This window comes from Xanthobacter pollutisoli, from assembly GCF_040044995.1.
In the GTDB taxonomy this organism is placed as follows: Bacteria; Pseudomonadota; Alphaproteobacteria; order Rhizobiales; family Xanthobacteraceae; genus Xanthobacter.
On sequence record NZ_JBDZDP010000005.1, the window covers coordinates 71,731 to 88,638 of the forward strand.

The window sequence follows — 16,908 nt, forward strand, 5'->3', positions numbered from 1 at the left end:
GTTGGGCTAACGGCTCTCACTCGAGAATGGGTCGCGCCGCGGCGCGGCTCTTAGGGGAAACTCACCGCTCCCATGGCTGACTACTACCCGCTCCTGGTCCGCGCGATTTCGAGCCTGCCCCAGAAGACCGGGGACAGCCGCCGCGCCGTGTACGATCGCGCCCGCACGGCTCTGATGCGCCAGCTGCGGGGCGTCGACCCGCCGCTGCCCGAAGGCGAGATCACCCGCGAACGCATGGGCCTCGAGGAGGCGATCCGCCGGGTCGAGGCCGAGTACGCCCAGCAGGACAACGCGCCGCCCGAGGAGGTCGAGGAGCCGGACGTCGAGGACGACGCCGACGGCGATGATGCCGAGGCGGCGGACGAAGCCGCCCCCGAGCCCGCCCCGTCCGCCCCCCTCCCGCCTTCGCGCTCGGCGCCGCCGAAGCCCATGGCGCCGCCCGCCCCGCCGGAGCCACCGGCCCGGGCCGAGCGCCGCCTGCCGCCGCGCCAGCGCAGCGAAGAGGACAGCGACGGCGACCGCCGCCCGCCCATGCGGCGGGGCGAGGTCCGCAGCCGCGGCGCCGCAGCCAATGGCGGGGCGCGCAACGGGCGTGCGGAGGGTGGACCCTCCTGGAAAAAGTTCCTGCTCTGGGCCCTCCTCGCCCTTCTGGTGCTGGGCGGCATCGCCTTTGCCGTGGTCAATCGCGAGAATCTTCTGGGCGGCCTTTCGGGCGGTGACCAGCGGCCGGCGGCACCCGCCGCGTCCGGTGCGTCCGGCGCCTCCTCCGACCAGCCCAAGTCGTCAGACCGGATGAATGCCGCAGCGGGCGATGCGGCCCGCCGCGCGCCGGCCGCCCGCACCGGTGCCGGTGCCGGCCTTGCCCGCGCCGTGCTGATCGAGGAATCCTCCGGCAGCGCACAGCCCCAGACCTTCGAGGGCACCGTGACCTGGAAGACCGAGACGGTGAACGCGGGCCCCGGACTGCCGCCTGATATCGGCCTGCGCGGCGACATCACCATTCCAGAGCGCAAGATCGCCATGAGCTTCGTGCTCCGGCGCAACACCGACCAGACGCTGCCGGCCTCGCACACCATCGAGATCGGCTTCCGCCTGCCCGAAGACTTCCCCTTCGGCGGCGTCTCGAACGTGGACGCCGTGCGCGCCAAGCCCAACCAGCAGGCGCTGGGAACGCCGCTGGCCGGCCTCGCCGTCCGGGTGAACCCGACTCTGTTCCTGGTGGGCCTGTCGGAGAAGGCGGCCGACCGCCAGCGCAACGTCACCCTGCTCCAGGCCTATCCCTGGCTCGATGCGGTGCTCACCTACACCAACAACAAGAAGGCCGTGCTGGCCTTCGAGAAGGGGCAGGCGGGCGAGCAGGCATTCAACGATGCCTTCTCCGCCTGGGGCGAACTGCTCCAGCGCCCGCCGGCACAGGCACCGCAGTCCGGCAGCAACTGACGCGGTGCGCCCGAGCTGGGTTCTCCACCCGGTCGTGGGACCGTGCTTGAGCCGGTCAAGCGCTGACCCCGCGGGTGGATGCCTACCCCTCCCGCAGCAGCCCCTTCAGCCGGTATAGCGCCTCCAGCGCCTCGCGCGGGCTGAGGCCGTCCGGGTCGAGGGCGTCGAGGGCGTCCCGGACAGCCGCTGCCCTGGAATCGGTGGGGGCGGCCGCCGCCGCGGGCTTCGGCCGGGCGGCGAACAGCGGCAGATCGTCGATCAGCTTCTGCGCCGGCGCGGCGCGCTCGGCCGCCTCCAGCTCCGCCAGAACCGCCTTGGCTCGGGCGATGACCGCCTCGGGCAGGCCGGCGAGCTTGGCCACCTGGATTCCGTAGGATCGGTCCGCCGCCCCCGGCACCACCTCGTGCAGGAAGATCACGTCGCCCTGCCACTCGGTCACTTTCACCGTGGCATTGGCGAGGCGGCGGCAGCGCTGGGAGAGCGCCGTCAGCTCGTGGAAGTGGGTGGCGAACAGGGCGCGGCAGCGATTGACCTCGTGCAGGTGCTCGAGGCTCGCCCAGGCGATGGACATGCCGTCGAACGTCGCCGTGCCGCGGCCGATCTCGTCGAGGATGACGAGGGAGCGGGGCGTCGCCTGGTTCAGGATGGCCGCGGTCTCCACCATCTCCACCATGAAGGTGGATCGCCCCCGCGCCAGATCGTCCGCCGCCCCGACGCGGGAGAACAGGCGATCGACGATGCCGATGCGGGCCTCCCGCGCCGGCACGAAGGCGCCGGCCTGGGCGAGGACCGCGATCAGCGCGTTCTGCCGCAGGAAGGTGCTCTTGCCCGCCATGTTGGGGCCGGTGACAAGCACGATGCGGCCCCCGTCTTCGCGCCCGGCGTCCGGCGGCGACAGATCGCAATCGTTGGGCACAAACGGCCCGCCCTCCTTCGCCAGCGCCTGCTCCACCACGGGATGGCGGCCGCCAGCGACGGCGAAGGCGAGCCCCTCCTCCATGTGCGGGCGCACGTGGGCTTCGGCGGCGGCGAGCTCGGCGAAGCCGGCCGCGACATCGAGCTCGGCCAGCGCCTCAGCGGCGGCGCGGATGGTCTCGGTCTCCGCCACGACGGCCGCGGACAGGCGCTCGAAGATGGCGTGCTCCAGTCCGAGCGCCCGCTCGCCGGCGCTGGCGATGCGGCTTTCGAGGTCGCCCAGCTCCACCGACGAGAAGCGCATGGCGCCCGCCATGGTCTGGCGATGGACGAAGACGGCGTCGTGCGGCGGCTCGCGCAGGCGGTCGGCGTTCTGCTGGGAGACCTCCACATAATAGCCGAGCACCGCATTGTGCCGGATCTTCAGTGCGCGGACCCCGGTTTCCTCCACATAGCGCCGTTCCAGCGCGGCCACGACCCGGCGGCTCTCGTCGCGCAGGGCGCGTGTGGCGTCGAGCTCGCCGTCATAGCCCTCGCGCACAAAGCCGCCGTCGCGGCGATGGTGCGGCAGGCTGTCGGCCAGCGCGGAGGCGAGGTCCAGCGCCACGGCGTGGGGCACGCGGGCGAGGGCGGCGGCGGCGCGGCGAAGGTCGGCGGGCGGCTCGGTGCCGAACAGGCCGGCGACGGCGAGCGCGCCGTCGAGCCCGTCCCGCACCGCTGCGAGATCGCGGGGGCCACCCCGCTGCAAGGCAAGGCGGGTGACCGAGCGGGCCATGTCCGGCGCGCGGGCAAGCGCCGCGCGCAGGGTGCGGCGCAGGGCGCCGTCCTCACACAGGCAGGCCACCGCGTCGTGGCGGGCGCGGATGGCGGAAAGGTCGGTGAGCGGCTCGGCGATGCGGCGGGCGAGGAGACGCGCGCCTGCCGCCGTCACCGTGCGATCCACCGCGGCGAGCAACGAGCCCCGCCGCTCGCCCGAAGTCGTGCGCACCAGCTCCAGATTCACTCTCGTGCCGGCGTCGATGGCCATGATGCCACCCTCCGCCTCCTTTTGAGGTCGGGCGAGCAGCGGCCTGGCGCCGAGCTGGGTGCGGTCCACATAGGCGACCACCGCCGCGGCGGCGATCAGCTCGGCACGCGAGAAGGCGCCGAAGGCGTCGAGGGCCGCCACGCCGAAGAAGTCGGTGAGGCGCTTTTCCGCCCCCGCCCCGTCGAAGGACTGGCGCGGCAACGGCGTCACCGCCGGAAAGTCCCGCAACAGGGCGCGCAGCTCGCCGTCATCGAGGAGGGCGTCGGAGACGAGGATTTCCGCCGGGTCGATGCGGGCGAGGTCGCCAGACAGCGCAGTTCGGCTCGTGGCCGCCACCCGGAAGGTGCCGGTGGACATGTCGGTATAGGCAAGGGCGTAGGCAAAATCCTCCGGCCCCGACCCGGCCCGCACCCGGGCGAGGGCGGCCAGCACGTTCTCGCGCCGCGCGTCGAGCAGCGCATCCTCGGTGAGGGTGCCGGGGGTGACGAGGCGGGTCACGTCGCGCCGCACGACAGACTTGGCGCCCCGCTTCTTCGCCTCGGCAGGGTCCTCCAGCTGCTCGCAGACCGCGACGCGGAAGCCCAGGGCGATCAATTTGTGCAGATATTCCTCGGCCCGCTCGATGGGCACGCCGCACATGGGAATGTCTTCGCCCAGGTGCTTGCCGCGCTTGGTGAGCACGATGCCCAGAGCCTGCGAGGCGGCTTCCGCATCGGCGAAGAACAGTTCGTAGAAATCCCCCATGCGGTAGAACAGGAGGGACCCCGGATTGGCCGCCTTGATCTCCAGATACTGCGCCATCATCGGCGTGACGCGGGTGTCCTCCGCGCGCACCCGTGCCTCGGCCGGTGCCGCCTCAGCGGGGACCGGTGTGACGGGGTCTGCCGGCGCGGCGGGCACGACGGGAAGATCGGATGCGGCGGTGCGGGCGCTCATGGCGGGCACGGTACCGGGCGACAGAGCCCGTGTCAGCGCGTCGGCGGCGCGCATCGACAGGAAATGGCGGGATGGGCGCCCGGTGCCGCCCCTATGCCGCTCGCCGATACCGGCCATGCCGGAACGGCGGTCTCACGCGCTGGCGATGGCCGCCCAATGGTGCTAGGCGAGCGGCAATCCTGGAGCGCGATCCGGGCAAGTTGTCCTCGATTTGCCCGGTTCACCGCCTCCACACCCGTTCAGAGCACGCGCCGGAGCCCATCCATGACCGCCGACATCCGTCCCGTGACCCGCGCCCTCCTCTCGGTGTCCGACAAGACGGGGCTGGTGCCGTTCGCGACCAAGCTCGTCGCCCACGGCGTGGAGCTGGTCTCCACCGGCGGCACCGCCAAGGCCATCGCCGATGCCGGCCTGCCGGTGAAGGACGTCAGCGAGCTCACCGGCTTCCCCGAGATGATGGACGGGCGGGTGAAGACGCTCCATCCCAAGGTGCACGGCGGCATCCTCGCCATCCGCGCCGACGCCGGCCACCAGGCAGCCCTCGCCGAGCATGCCATCCAGCCGATCGACCTCGTGGTGGTGAACCTCTATCCCTTCGAGGCCACCGTCGCCCGCAAGGCGGATTTCGACGAGACCATCGAGAACATCGACATCGGCGGACCCTCCATGATCCGCGGCGCCGCCAAGAACCACGGCGACGTGGCCGTGGTGGTGGAGGCTGAGGATTACGAGGCGGTGCTCCACGAGATCGCCGAGCATGGCGGCACCACGCTCGCCCTGCGCCGCAGGCTCGCCCAGAAAGCCTATGCCCGTACCGCCGCCTATGACGCGGCCATCTCCAACTGGTTCGCCCGCGAGCTGAAGGAGGAGGCGCCCGCCTTCCGCGCCTTCGGCGGCAAGCTCATCGAGGCGCTGCGCTACGGCGAGAACCCGCACCAGTCGGCCGCCTTCTACGCCTCGGACGAAATCCGGCCCGGTGTCGCCACGGCGCGGCAGGTGCAGGGCAAGCAGCTCTCCTACAACAACATCAACGACACCGACGCCGCCTTCGAGGCGGTGGCCGAGTTCCACCCCGCCCGCACCGCGGCGGTGGTGATCGTCAAGCACGCCAATCCCTGCGGCGTGGCGGAAGGCGCCGACCTCGCCGACGCCTACCGCAAGGCGCTGGCCTGCGATCCCGTCTCGGCCTTCGGCGGCATCATCGCCGTGAACCGGACGCTGGACGCCGAGGCGGCCCGCGCCATGGTGGAGATCTTCACCGAGGTGATCGTCGCCCCCGACGCCACCGAGGAGGCGATCGCCGTGGTCGCCGCCAAGAAGAACCTGCGCCTCCTCCTCACCGGCGGCCTGCCCGATCCGCGGGCCCCCGGCCTGACGGTGAAGACCGTGGCCGGCGGCCTGCTGGTGCAGGGCCGGGACAATGCCAGCGCCGACGACCTGGAGCTGAAGGTCGTCACCAAGCGCGCGCCTACCAACGATGAGCTCACCGACCTGCGCTTTGCCTTCCGCGTCGCCAAGCACGTGAAGTCGAACACCATCATCTATGCCAGGGACCTCGCCACAGTGGGCATCGGCGCTGGACAGATGAGCCGGGTGGATTCCGCCCGCATCGCCGCCCGCAAGGCGCAGGACGCGGCCGAGGCGGCCGGCCTCAAGGAGCCGCTGACCAAGGGCTCGGTGGTCGCCTCCGACGCCTTCTTCCCGTTCGCCGACGGCCTCATGGCGGCGGTGGAGGCGGGAGCGACGGCGGTGATCCAGCCGGGCGGCTCCATGCGCGACGCCGAGGTGATCGCCGCCGCGGACGCCGCCGGCCTCGCCATGGTATTCACCGGGGTGCGCCACTTCCGCCACTGAACCGGCGGAGCGCGCGCTTCAGCCGGTCATCAGCTGCTGCACGATGAGCCGGTCCACATAATGTGGGCCGTCGAACACGAAGACGTCGAAACCTTCGTAGGCCTGAAGCTGGGGCTTCAGCTCGGCCGCCGTGGCAGCCCGCAGGCCGCCGTTGCCGGTGGGTCGGAAGGCCTCGGCGATGAGCTTGAAGCGGGACGGCCCGAGCCGCCGGGACAGCACCTGCGCATAGTGGCGCGCCGCGTCCGGCGCCCGGGTGTAGATGCCCACACCGTCCTGGAAGAACAGGCCCACGTCGGAAGGCAGCCAGCTCTCGACCCAGTCGGCGAGGGCGTCGGCGCCGACGTTGGAATTGTCGTAGCAGCTCGCCCAGAGCGGCCGCGGAATGTCGGCCATGGCGGCCTTCATCTGGCCCACCTCGCGCCAGGTCGGGTCGGCCTCTACCGGGAAATAGAATCCCGCGGGACGAAACGGCAGCCGCTGCCGCGCGATCTTGGCTGAAAGGGCCCCGAGGGCGAGCACGTCGGCGCGGGCCTGCGGCTCGCTGAACCGGCTGGCGAGGCCGGCGATAATATCCTGCGCCCACGGCTCACGGGCGATGCGGACCCAGTTGGGCGCGTCCGCGATCAGGGGCAGGCCGAGATCCGGCAAGGGTACGAAGGCCGTTCCGTCGGCCACCAGCCATTGGACGAGCAGGCTGCGCGCGCCGATGAAGTCCCAGTCGCCGCGCGGATCGAGCACGCCGCCGTGGAGCTGCCAGACCACGCCGTCGATGAGGCGCGGCCGGCCTAGGTCGAGGCCCCCCAGCATCAGGTCCACGCCGATGAGGCCGCCCCCGGCCGCAGCCGCGCCCGCGGCGAGGAGCGCCGTGCGGCGGCTCAGCGTCATGAGGCCCTCCTTGGCGCACCGGCCGGGGCGCACCTCATACGGTGGCGAGCGCGGCGACGCGGCGCTCCTGCTCGCGCACGGTGGCAAGCAGGGCCTCTTCCTTCACAACGCCGCAGCGCACCAGATACTCGCCGATCCGCCCGTCCACGTCGGGATGGTAATTCTCCATGGCAGCCTCGAAGGCCTCGCGCTGCATCAGGCCCTTCTCCAGCAGGAGGTCGCCGAGGAGGGGCGGCGACTTCTGGCCGTCGGCGCCGGGGCCGGCGCCGCGCAGCAGCCGCAGTCCGTCATTGACCTCGCTCTCGCGGGCGATGCGCTGGAGCGGCTCGTCACCGACCGCCTGGCGCACCTCGTCCAGCGCTTTCGGGCTGAGGGGAGAGGGCACGGCTACCACGAGGCGGCCCTTCGGGTCGCGGCCGATGGGCAGGATGCGCCGGCGCACCATCAGGTCGATGGGCAGAAGGTCGTTGAACTCGCGCACCATCTCCTCGGTGACGTTGGTGCGCGGCAGGTTCGACTGGAAGGCCATGGCCTCGGCCAGCGTTTCCTCGTCGAGCCAGCCGCGGGAGACGAGGATGCGGCCGAGCGGCTGCTGGCGCTCGCTCTGCAGGGCCAGGGCCTCCTCCACCTGCTCCGGCAGCACCGCCTGCCAGGTGAGCAGAAGCTCGCCGAGGCGCTGTCGCTGCTGGCCGAGCTCCATCTGGTCGGGGAATTCGTGCGCCGTCTTGTCCCAGACGATGCGGTGGCCGAAGAAGGTGTAGCCGATGAACAGCTTCCACGCGCGCACCGTTGCGGCGAAATTCACGAAATTGGCCATGACGATGCGCGGCACCGACATGAGCCCCTGCTCCCAGCCGTAGATGGCCGTGACGAAATGGTAGCGCTGCACGAGCCGCAGGGCGAAGGCCGCCGCATTGGCGGTGAGCACCGCCAGCAGCCAGGCCTCGGTGGCGAAGATCGAGGGAAAGCGCGCCGGCAGATAGCCGAGCTTCTCGATGGCGAAGAACACGAGAAAGTGCGCCGCGACCACATAAGCGAGCACCGCCACCAGCGAGGTGATGATGCCCTTGCGGTCGCGGAACAGGAAATATTTGGTCGCCCAATTGCCGCGCCAGCCCATGATGCCCCACCCCTGGAACGAGATGCCCAGGGACCAGCGCGCCTTCTGGCGATAGGAGGTTCGGAACGTGTCGGGAAAGAACTCGCGCACGCACAGCGGCATGGCGAGGAGGATCTCCTTGTCCGGCCCGTAGCCGAACAGGCTCGGCCGCTTCACCAAATATTCCACCGGCAGCCGGGCGATGATCGACTGCATGCGCGCCTCATAGAGGCGTGCGCTGATGTCGTAATCCTCGGTGAGGCTCGCGGTGTTGAAGACCTCGCCGGTGCCATCGTTCAGAAGGTGCAGCATGGCCTTGCGGGAGAAGCACGTGCCCACCCCGGCCGAGGGGACGGAGCCGGCGACGCTCTCGCGGACCACGAGGTCCTTGGCGTGCCATTCGGCGAATTCGTCCATGTAGATGCCGGCCACCAGCTCCGACCAGTGGCGCTCCAGCGACAGCACCGGCACCTGGATGAGGTCCTTGCGGGGCAGCAGATAATTGAAGAAGCGCAACTCCAGCGGATGCAGCACGTCCTCGGCGTCGTGCAGGATGAGGCCGGCGAACTCGATGCCGGTCATCTGCTCGTGCTGGAAAATGGCCCGCACCACCGCGTTCAGGCAGTCCGCCTTGTTGGTCGGCCCGGGGTTGCGCGTCTCCACCCGCACCAGCTGCTTGTAGCGTCGGCGCATGCGCTCGACCTCTGCGATGGTGTCCGGGTCGTTGGGATAGGTGCCGACGAAGATCACGTAGCGCCGGTAATCCAGCACGCTCACCATGTTCTCGATCATGGCGGCGATCACCGCCGATTCCATCCAGGCGGGAATCATGATCGCCAGCGGCTGCTCGTCCCGCTGGTAGAGAGCGGCGGGGGTGAGCGGGCGGATGAAGGGTTCGATGACGAAGCGGCGGTAGATCCGCCGCCCCCAGTACCAGGCATCGATGAACAGGTCGTCGAGCGAGGAGATCAGGATGATCACCGCCACCACGGCCGCCACGTTTTCCACGAAGCGGATGTAATCGGCCAGAAAATAGGGCCAATAGAGTTCCATGGCGGCGTCCGATCCGATCAGTTGCCGCGGCGGCGGACGCGCGAGGCGCGGATCAGCAGCAGGAAGAACAGAGCGGCGGCGCCGATGCCGAGGGGCAGGCCCCAGTCCGCCGAATTCTGCCACAGCCGCTGCAACGTGCCGGCTGGCCCGTCGGTGTCGGCGACGCGCACGGTGCCGGGCGCGGCGCCCGAGGCCGACAGCTCGGTGAGGGTACCGTCGACGCCCACGAGGGCCACGTCGCCGCGCGAGAGCCGCACCGACTTGGCCGGCGTCATCGGCACGGGCCCGATGCTCTGCCACAGGATGCCGCGGGCGTCGTCGCCGCGCACCGCCTGCACCAGCGCGAGGTTCTTCAGCCCGGTGATGTCCAGCAGGCGGGGCTTGTCCTCCGCGCCGACCACGAGACGGTCGCCGTCCACTCGCGCCTTGGGCGTGACGCCCTGCACGGGCACGTCGAGGGCGAGGAAGCCGCCCGCGGCGCGGAACGGGGCGCCGGTGGCCGACACGTCGAACGTGCTGGTGCCAGCCGGCATGCCGGCGGCGGCGGCGGCCCGCACGACGCGGGGCAGGCTTGTCTTGGCGGTGGCGAGATAGCTGTCGGGCACCACCAGCTTGCCGCCGGAGGCCATGGCCGAGATCACGCCCAGGAAGTCGCCGCTCGGGATCGCCCCGCCGAGCTCGAAATGGCTGGTGCGCAACACCGAGACCGGGAAGGCCTGAGGCGTCTCGCGGCAGCGGTCGCTCACCGGCTGGCGCTGGAAGGTCACCCGCAGCACGTTGCGGGCGGCGAGCGCGTAGGGCGGCACGGTGGCTGTGAGATGCTCGGGATGGCCCGTGGCCTCCAACCGCTTGGCGGCGAGCAGCACGTCGTTGAGGAACACCGCCACCACCGGCTCGGACGAAGAGGCGCCGGGCGCGGCCGCCACGTCGAGATTGAGGCGGTTCGGCAGGCTGCGGCCGCCGGTGGCGGCGGCGAGGTCGAAGCTCACCACCCAGTCGCCGCGGGCCAGCACGTCGAGATTGCTGTCCGCGGGGCCGAGGTTGGAGAGCATGACGGACGAGGGCTTCTCAGGGGCGAGGTCCACCGCGCGGATGGTCACCGCGCTGGACGCCAGCGAGGTCCGCCAGAAGCTGTCGAACAGCTGGGTGGCCTTGGCGCCGGCCGCACCGCCGACAGCGATGATGGGGCGCCCGCCGAGGAACTGGAGGCTCACCTCGTCGGGCGCGACGCTGACCGAGCCGAGGCTCGCGGCCTTGGCCCGCCATTCGGTGAAGGCCTGCGAGGCGGTGCCGAGGCGCGCGCCGAGGGCATCGAGGGCGCCGCGGATGCCCGACAGCAGCGCGCTGTCGGCCACCGCCACGTCGGCGCCGACCGGCGAGCCGGGCAGCACCAGCAACGCGCCCAGCTCGGACGCATCGCGCAGGCGGTAGGTCCTGACCCCGACGAAGCTGGAGAACGGCGCCACGGAGCGCAGCGCCGCCGGCACGTCGAGGGTGGAGAGGTCCACCTCGTCGCCGATGGACGGCAGCGTCTTGACCACCAGCCGCTTGCCCGCGGATTCCAGGGCAAGGCCGAGACGCCAGGCGGTGTCGTAGGTCTCCTTGGACAGGGTGCCGGCGGGAACAAGCAGCGATCCCGTGCCGGGCATGCCGGTCCAGGCGGTGGCGAGGTTGCGCACCGCGCCCGCATCATAGGAATAAGTGAAGCGGCTCGAGGGCTGGATCTTCAGCACATTGCCGATGCCGCGCTCGTCGGCGCACAGCGCCTCGCCGATCACCGACGACCAGGCCATGCCGAAGCGCACGAAGCCGGTCTCGCGCGGGCGGCCGTCCACGGCGACGGTCGTGTTGGCGCTGCCGCTGTCGCCTTCCAGGCGGCGGGAAAAGATGGGTGTGCTGTCCACCGACAGCACCATGGTGGTACGCCCACCGTCGCCGCGCAGATAGTCGCCATCCACCACGATGCTGGCATCCTGCAGCGGCACCCCGGCCGGCACCGGCAGGTAGACGTCGCGCCGCGCGTCCATGCCCTGGAGCACCACAGGCCCGTCGATGCCGAGGTCGGCGAGGGAGAAGGAGCGCGTCACCCGCGTCTCCGAGGCCCGTTCCTGGATCGCCGCCTGGATGGGATCCACGGTCTGGGCCGCGGCGGTGCCAAGGCTTGCGGCGAGCAGGGCGGCCGGCAGCAGGAGGCCGGCGAGGTGCGCCGGCAGGCGGCGTGCGAAGGCGCGGGGCGCTGCGTGGAGGGAGGGGTCGTGTCGCATGTCAGTCGCTCATGTACATGGCGTCGAGGCCGGCGGGACGCCGATGGACGGACGCTGCAGGCGGGGAGGGCAAAGGCACGAACTCCTGCACCGGCCGCCCGCAGATGCAGTCGATGATCCGGCGGCAGGCGTGCCCGTCGCCATATGGATTGATGCGGCCCGCATAGGCCGCGTAGGCGTCCGGATCGTCGAACAGGCGGGAGACGGCGCCGACGATGGCGGCGCGGCCGGTGCCCACCAGCTGGACGGTGCCCGCCTCGACCGCCTCGGGCCGCTCCGTCACCTCGCGCATGACGAGGACGGGCTTGCCCAGGGCCGGGGCCTCCTCCTGGACGCCGCCGGAATCCGTGAGCACCACGTGGGCGCGCTGCATCATCCGCTGGAACGGCAGGTAGTCGAGCGGCGGCAGGAGATGGACGTTGGGCCGGCCGGCGAGCGCGTCGGTGACCGGACCCTTCACGTTGGGATTGAGGTGAACCGGATAGACGATCTCCACGTCCGGACGCCCGGCGATGTCCGCCAGGGCCTCGCAGATGGCGCGGAAGCCGCCGCCGAAATTTTCCCGGCGATGCCCGGTGACAAGCAGGATGCGGCGGGACGGGTCGAAGGCCGGCATCTCCGCGTCGAGAGCGTCCCGTAGCGTTGGGTCGGCGTCGAGCCGCGCCTGCACGGCGCGCAGCGCGTCGATCACCGTATTGCCCGTGACGACGATGCGCCCGTCCAGGCGCTCGGCCATGAGATTGACGCGCGAGCCCGGGGTGGGCGCGAACAGGAGGTCGCTCGCGAGGTCCACCACCCGGCGGTTCATCTCCTCGGGAAACGGCTGGGCGAGATCGTAGGTGCGCAGCCCCGCCTCCACATGACCCACCGGAATCCGGCGGTGGAAGCCGGCAAGCGCCGCAGCCATGGCGGTGGTTGTGTCGCCATGAACCAGGATGCGGTCGGGGCGGACTTCCTCCAGCACGGCATCGAGGGCCGCCATGGCGCCGCCGGCGAGGCGGTTGAGGCCCTGGTTGTGAGCCATGAGGCCAAGGTCGAAATCGGGCTGAAGGTCGAACAGGCGCAACACCTGGTCGAGCATCTCCCGGTGCTGCCCCGTGACGCAGACCAAAGACGTCAAGGACGGCTCGCCCTGGATGGCCTGAACCAGCGGCGCCATCTTGATCGCTTCAGGCCGCGTGCCGAATATCGATAGTATTCTCAATGGCGCACCGGTGATTCGACCTCGGGCAGACGGGCACACGAGCGTTGTCAAGGGCAAGTCATATCACTTGCCCGCCAAACGCGAAAATAGGGTGTTACGCTGGTGTGCTGCCGCCCCGTCCGGCGTTTTCGGCGCCGCACGGCTTCCCATCTCCCGACACCACCACTTTGCCCGGGGAAGGTTGCGAGAGCCTTAAGCGCACATTCGTGTTTTGGCAATTTGCAAAAGCAGCAAAATGCCCGCGGCTCAGCGCCGGGGAGAGACCTCGGCCCGGCCTGCACCCACCGCGGCCTTCACCAGCGCCTCCGCATCTGCCCCGCCCCATTCCGCCGGTCCGGCGAGATAGGCCATCTCGCACCCGTCGCGATCGACGAGGATGGTGGTGGGCAGGCCGAAGCCTCGGCCAACCCCGCGCAGGGCCTGAAAGGTCTTGGTCGCCGGATCGGCGAAAAAAGCGAGGTTTGAGACGCCGATCTCCGACAGGAAGGCGCGCGGCTTCTCCGGGTCGCGGGTGTCGAGATTGATGGCCACCACCTCGAAGTCGGGGCCGCCGAGGCGGGCCTGGAGATGGTCCAGGGCCGGCATTTCCTTGCGGCAGGGCACGCACCAGGTGGCCCACAGATTGAGCAGCACCACCCGCCCCTTGAAATCGGCCAGGGTCACCGGCTTGCCGGCGCCGTCGGTGAAGGCGAGCGGCGGCAGGCGGCGCGGCTCGCTTGCCAACGCCAAGGCGGCAAGCTCGCCCTTGGCCAGCGGCGTGAAGGCGCGCACCCGCTCCACCGTGCCGGCGCAGGCCGGATCCGCCGCCGCGACGCGCTCGGCGGCCGGGGTGGAGGCGGTGGTCTCGGGCGGCGGCGGATTGCCGGGGAGCCGGTTCATCCCGTATAGGGCGAGCGCGCCGGCCACGGCGCCCGCCAGCGCCGCCAGCGCGACCACGGCGAGGGTCCTCGGCGCAGAGCCTGTCTTCCGCGGCACGGATGTCAGGGGTTCAGCCGCCGTCTCCTTCGTTTCGGGCGCGCGGGAGGGGTCGGCATTCGTCATCACCGGAGGGTTCCGTCATGAGCAACAAGATGTGGGGCGGGCGCTTCAGCACCGCTCCCGACGCCATCATGGAGGAGATCAACGCCTCCATCGGCTTCGACCAGCGTCTTTATGCGCAGGACATCGCCGGTTCCAAGGCCCATGCGACCATGTTGGCCGCCCAGGGCATCGTGGCGGCGAAAGATGCCCAGAAGATCACCAAGGGTCTAGACACGATCCTGTCAGAGATCGAGGCGGGCAAGTTCTCTTTCCGGCGCGAGCTGGAGGACATCCACATGAACGTGGAGAGCCGCCTCGCCGAACTCATCGGCGCGCCCGCCGGCCGCCTCCACACCGCCCGTTCCCGCAACGATCAGGTGGCGACCGACTTCCGCCTCTACGTGCGCGACACGCTCGACGCGTTCGACGCCCAGCTCGCCGACCTCCAGCTGGCGTTGGCGGAAAAGGCGCTGGCCCACGCCGCCACCGTCATGCCCGGCTTCACCCATCTGCAGACTGCCCAGCCCGTCACCTTCGGCCACCATTTGATGGCCTATGTGGAGATGGTGGCGCGCGACCGCGGCCGCCTTGCGGATGCGAGGAAGCGGCTCAACGAATGCCCGCTGGGCTCGGCGGCGCTCGCCGGGACCTCCTTCCCCATCGACCGCGAAGCCACCGCCGCCGCGCTCGGCTTCGACCGGCCGACCGCCAACTCGCTCGATGCCGTCTCCGACCGCGACTTCGTGATGGAGACGCTCGCGGCGGCGTCGATCTGCGCGGTGCACCTCTCGCGCTTCGCCGAGGAGGTGGTGATCTGGACGTCGCCCTCCTTCGCGCTGGTGAAGCTGTCGGATGCCTTCACCACCGGCTCGTCCATCATGCCGCAGAAGCGCAACCCGGACGCCGCCGAGCTGGTGCGGGCCAAGGCCGGGCGCATCATCGGCGCACTCACCGGCATATTGGTGGTGATGAAGGGTCTGCCGCTGGCCTACGCCAAGGACATGCAGGAGGACAAGGAAGGCGCCTTCGACGCCTTCTCGGCCCTCTCCCTGGTGGTGGCCGCCACCGCCGGCATGGTCCGCGACATGGAGCCGGACGCCAAGCGCATGGAGAAGGCGGCCGGCCAGGGCTATTCCACCGCCACCGACCTCGCCGACTGGCTGGTGCGGGCGCTGAACATTCCCTTCCGCGAGGCTCATCACGTGACCGGGCGCATCGTTGCGCTGGCCTCCGAGCGCGGCATCGCGCTGCACAAGGTGCCGCTTGAGGACATGCAGGCCATCGACAAGCGGATCACCGCCGACGTGTTCTCGGTGCTCTCCGTGGTCCGCTCGGTGCGCAGCCGCACCAGCTACGGCGGCACCGCGCCGTCGCGGGTGCGGGCGCAGGCGCGGCGCTGGCTGAAGCGGCTCGGCGCGGCATGAGCGCGATCCCTGCTTCTCCCCCGCGGCGGCGGGGGCTCGCCTTTGCCGCAGCGCGGGCTATAGTGTCGCCACCTTTTCCCGGAACGGCTCGGCCCGCGATGCGATCCCTTGTGACCCTGATGGCCCTGTGCGGCACCCTCGCCCTTGCGGCCTGCGGTGTGAAGGGCCCGCTGGAGCCGCCGCCCGGCGCGCAGGTGGCTGCCCCGCCGCCCCAGGCGCCGCCGTCCGCCAGCACCGCAGCGACGCCGCGAACCGCCGCCCAGTTCAACGACAGCGCGACGCCCCACGCCGACTGGCAGAAACAGAAGACCACCGGCTCGAGCTCCAGCTCGCAGAAACTGCTCCAGGGCGTGCAGCGTCCGGACCAGCCATTCATCCTCGACGGGCTGCTCTGACCCGCCACGCCCCTCGACCGACACACCGCACAGCAACCCCGCCCCGAGTGCCCGCGGACCGGTTCCGCGGCATCCATCCCGGCTATCGAGGCGCCCAGAACCGCCCCCATGCATCATTTCGACTATCGCGACGGCCGCCTCCACGCCGAGGATGTGGACCTCTCTCCCCTCGCGGACGAGGTGCGCACGCCCTTCTACTGCTATTCCAGCGCCACGCTTGAGCGCCATTACCGGGTGTTCATGGAGGCGTTCGCCGACCGCGACGTTCTGCTGTGCTACGCGTTGAAGGCCAATTCCAACCAGTCGGTCATCGCGACCCTCGCAAGGCTCGGCGCCGGCGCGGATATCGTCTCGTCGGGCGAGCTGATGCGCGCACGGGCCGCGGACGTGCCGGGCGGGCGCATCGTCTTCTCCGGCGTCGGCAAGACCCGGGCGGAAATGGCCGAGGCGCTCAAGGCCGGTATCCTCTGCTTCAACGTGGAGAGCGAGCCGGAGCTGATGGCCCTGTCGGAGGTCGCCACTGCATTGGGGGTGTCCGCCCCGGTCTCGGTGCGCGTCAATCCGGACGTGGATGCCAAGACCCACAAGAAGATCTCCACCGGCAAGTCGGCCACCAAATTCGGCATTCCCATCTCGCGGGCCCGGGAGGTCTATGACCTCGCTGCCCGCCTGCCCGGGCTTACGGTCACCGGCGTGGACATGCACATCGGCAGCCAGATCACCGACATGGCGCCGTTCGAGAATGCGGTCACCCTGCTGGCGGAGCTCGCCCGCGACCTGATGGCGGCGGGGCACGCCCTGCGACATCTCGACCTTGGCGGTGGGCTCGGCGTCCCCTATGCGGCGTCCGATCCGGTTCCCCCCTCCCCGGCGGCCTATGCGGCGGTGGTGGGGCGCGCGCTCGGCGACCTGAAGCTGCCGCTGGTGTTCGAGATGGGCCGCATGCTGGTGGCCAATGCCGGCATCCTCGTGACCCGCGTGATCTATGTAAAGCAGGGCGAGGGCAAGACCTTCGTGGTGGTGGACGCCGCCATGAACGACCTCATCCGCCCCACCCTCTACGAGGCGCACCACGACATCATCCCCGTGGCCGAGCCGGCGCCGGATGCCGCCATGGTGGTCGCCGACGTGGTGGGGCCGGTGTGCGAGACTGGCGATTTCCTCGCCCTCGACCGGCCGCTGCCGCAGCTCAAGGCCGGCGACCTGCTGGCGGTGATGACGGCGGGCGCCTATGGCGCGGTGCAGTCCGGCACCTACAACACACGCGCCCTCATTCCCGAAGTGCTGGTGCGCGGGGATGCGGCGGCCGTCGTGCGCCCGCGCGTCGAGCCCGAAGCCCTGATCGCCCTCGACCGTCCCGCGCCCTGGCTGGCGTGAGGCGGTGGCCTCAGG

Annotated in this window: 11 protein-coding genes; 5 read left to right on the top strand and 6 right to left on the bottom strand. The window is 70.7% G+C overall.

All coding sequences use genetic code 11. From position 1 onward, the window contains the following. The first annotated feature begins 72 nt into the window (after positions 1-72). Positions 73-1,440 (top strand): hypothetical protein, encoded by a 1,368-nt coding sequence (locus ABLE93_RS12670; protein WP_348840173.1) that lies wholly within the window; start codon positions 73-75, stop codon positions 1,438-1,440. Positions 1,441-1,522: 82 nt separating this feature from the next. Here ABLE93_RS12670 and mutS read toward each other — a convergent pair whose 3' ends face one another. After that, positions 1,523-4,318 carry a DNA mismatch repair protein MutS gene (mutS, locus tag ABLE93_RS12675; protein ID WP_510183015.1) on the bottom strand — a complete coding sequence of 932 codons (2,796 nt, stop codon included), beginning with the start codon at positions 4,316-4,318 and terminating at the stop codon, positions 1,523-1,525. Positions 4,319-4,582: 264 nt separating this feature from the next. On the opposite strand from mutS, the gene purH reads away from it, so the two are divergent. Continuing rightward, positions 4,583-6,172 carry a bifunctional phosphoribosylaminoimidazolecarboxamide formyltransferase/IMP cyclohydrolase gene (purH, locus tag ABLE93_RS12680; protein ID WP_348840174.1) on the top strand — a complete coding sequence of 530 codons (1,590 nt, stop codon included), beginning with the start codon at positions 4,583-4,585 and terminating at the stop codon, positions 6,170-6,172. Positions 6,173-6,190: 18 nt separating this feature from the next. On the opposite strand, the gene ABLE93_RS12685 is transcribed toward purH, so the two are convergent. From ABLE93_RS12685 to tlpA, 5 genes are all read right to left on the bottom strand, one after another. Beyond that, entirely contained in the window at positions 6,191-7,057 is an 867-nt protein-coding gene (locus ABLE93_RS12685; RefSeq protein WP_348840175.1) for an alpha-amylase family protein, read from the bottom strand. Positions 7,058-7,091: 34 nt separating this feature from the next. Beyond that, positions 7,092-9,209, bottom strand: coding sequence for a glycosyl transferase family protein (locus tag ABLE93_RS12690; protein WP_348840176.1), 2,118 nt, complete (start codon positions 9,207-9,209; stop codon positions 7,092-7,094). Between the two features lie 17 nt (positions 9,210-9,226). After that, a complete protein-coding gene (locus ABLE93_RS12695) occupies positions 9,227-11,473 on the bottom strand; it encodes a cellulose biosynthesis cyclic di-GMP-binding regulatory protein BcsB (RefSeq protein WP_348840177.1) in 2,247 nt (748 codons plus the stop codon). Between the two features lies 1 nt (position 11,474). Beyond that, the gene (wecB, locus tag ABLE93_RS12700; RefSeq protein WP_348840361.1) at positions 11,475-12,716 is read right to left on the bottom strand and encodes a non-hydrolyzing UDP-N-acetylglucosamine 2-epimerase; all 1,242 of its coding nucleotides are present in this window, start codon (positions 12,714-12,716) and stop codon (positions 11,475-11,477) included. Positions 12,717-12,923: 207 nt separating this feature from the next. Next, the gene (gene tlpA / locus ABLE93_RS12705; protein ID WP_348840178.1) at positions 12,924-13,718 is read right to left on the bottom strand and encodes a thiol:disulfide interchange protein TlpA; all 795 of its coding nucleotides are present in this window, start codon (positions 13,716-13,718) and stop codon (positions 12,924-12,926) included. Between the two features lie 17 nt (positions 13,719-13,735). Here tlpA and argH point away from each other — a divergent pair, with 17 nt between their 5' ends. From argH to lysA, 3 genes are all read left to right on the top strand, one after another. Next, a complete protein-coding gene (gene argH / locus ABLE93_RS12710; protein WP_348840179.1) occupies positions 13,736-15,121 on the top strand; it encodes an argininosuccinate lyase in 1,386 nt (461 codons plus the stop codon). A gap of 98 nt (positions 15,122-15,219) precedes the next feature. Then, entirely contained in the window at positions 15,220-15,516 is a 297-nt protein-coding gene (gene lptM, locus ABLE93_RS12715) for an LPS translocon maturation chaperone LptM (protein WP_348840180.1), read from the top strand. Positions 15,517-15,624: 108 nt separating this feature from the next. Continuing rightward, positions 15,625-16,893: a diaminopimelate decarboxylase gene (gene lysA, locus ABLE93_RS12720; RefSeq protein WP_348840181.1), complete on the top strand. Its 1,269-nt coding sequence runs from the start codon at positions 15,625-15,627 to the stop codon at positions 16,891-16,893. The last annotated feature ends 15 nt before the right edge of the window (positions 16,894-16,908 follow it).

Excerpts from the sequence above, each read along its gene's own strand:
- ABLE93_RS12670 (WP_348840173.1), top strand. The coding sequence starts at position 73 with ATGGCTGACTACTACCCGCTCCTGGTCCGCGCGATTTCGAGCCTGCCC.
- mutS (WP_510183015.1), bottom strand. The coding sequence starts at position 4,318 with ATGAGCGCCCGCACCGCCGCATCCGATCTTCCCGTCGTGCCCGCCGCG.
- purH (WP_348840174.1), top strand. The coding sequence starts at position 4,583 with ATGACCGCCGACATCCGTCCCGTGACCCGCGCCCTCCTCTCGGTGTCC.
- ABLE93_RS12685 (WP_348840175.1), bottom strand. The coding sequence starts at position 7,057 with ATGACGCTGAGCCGCCGCACGGCGCTCCTCGCCGCGGGCGCGGCTGCG.
- ABLE93_RS12690 (WP_348840176.1), bottom strand. The coding sequence starts at position 9,209 with ATGGAACTCTATTGGCCCTATTTTCTGGCCGATTACATCCGCTTCGTG.
- ABLE93_RS12695 (WP_348840177.1), bottom strand. The coding sequence starts at position 11,473 with ATGCGACACGACCCCTCCCTCCACGCAGCGCCCCGCGCCTTCGCACGC.
- tlpA (WP_348840178.1), bottom strand. The coding sequence starts at position 13,718 with ATGACGAATGCCGACCCCTCCCGCGCGCCCGAAACGAAGGAGACGGCG.
- argH (WP_348840179.1), top strand. The coding sequence starts at position 13,736 with ATGAGCAACAAGATGTGGGGCGGGCGCTTCAGCACCGCTCCCGACGCC.
- lptM (WP_348840180.1), top strand. The coding sequence starts at position 15,220 with ATGCGATCCCTTGTGACCCTGATGGCCCTGTGCGGCACCCTCGCCCTT.
- lysA (WP_348840181.1), top strand. The coding sequence starts at position 15,625 with ATGCATCATTTCGACTATCGCGACGGCCGCCTCCACGCCGAGGATGTG.